Origin of the sequence: Elstera litoralis (assembly GCF_000963705.1) — a bacterium.
In the GTDB taxonomy this organism is placed as follows: Bacteria; Pseudomonadota; Alphaproteobacteria; order Elsterales; family Elsteraceae; genus Elstera; species Elstera litoralis.
Genome location: NZ_LAJY01000851.1, coordinates 1 through 705, shown reverse-complemented (window position 1 = coordinate 705; position 705 = coordinate 1). Strand labels below are relative to the sequence as shown.

The 705-nt window shown below is 47.1% G+C and carries 2 protein-coding genes; both read left to right on the top strand.

The features are described from left to right. Window positions 1-195: hypothetical protein (locus VZ95_RS27680; RefSeq protein ID WP_232302785.1), on the top strand; the 195-nt coding region annotated here is incomplete at its 5' end. A 281-nt stretch (window positions 196-476) separates the two neighbouring features. After that, window positions 477-705 (top strand): toxin-activating lysine-acyltransferase (locus VZ95_RS29525; RefSeq protein ID WP_408606117.1); only part of this gene is annotated, 229 nt, incomplete at its 3' end.

The following is a 705-nucleotide window of genomic DNA, read 5'->3' as shown; positions in this document are numbered from 1 at the left end:
GTTGGCTCGATTGATGGAAATCCTATTGGTGTTGTTGGCGGCGCTGCGGCCGGTTTTGTCGGGAATTACGATTGCATCAGTACCGTTACAAATGCTGTTACAGGTGCTTTTTCAGCCAGCAGCCCGAATGACAGTTTTTACAATGGGATGGGCGATTCCGGGTGGACCGGTGGTCCCTCTGGTGGGGATCATTGAGCGTAGCGACGGTTGATTTTTTTTGGCTCCCATTATCGGAATGGGAGCCGCTTACTCCCGGAGGTTTATCAAATGCGGCCAATATACAAGCGGTTTATAAAATTCTTGCACATCAGTTTTCATTTTTTTCTTGTTTCTGAGTATTTTGGATCTAGTCCTAATTTATATAGATCTATCATTCAGGGGTTTCTGACTGGAAGTATATTTATTGGTGTAGAGATTTATTATAATTGGCGCGCCAATAAAAAATCTCCTCCGACCTCCTCAGTTCAGGCAAGTTCGTGACCCGGTCGGAGTGCGTGGAGGGGGCAATCTGGCTGTGTAGTCTTAGCCCTTTGCACCAACACTGGACTATTTCTGGGTTCATTCGGAATTTTATTCCGCCGCTTCATCGTGGGCAATTCAAGGCGTATACAAATTCCGAAGGCCGGTTAACAGGAATCGTTACATGGGCGTATCTCAGTGATGAAAACGACCGGCGAATAAGAGAAATCGGGGCGACTCCGGGCA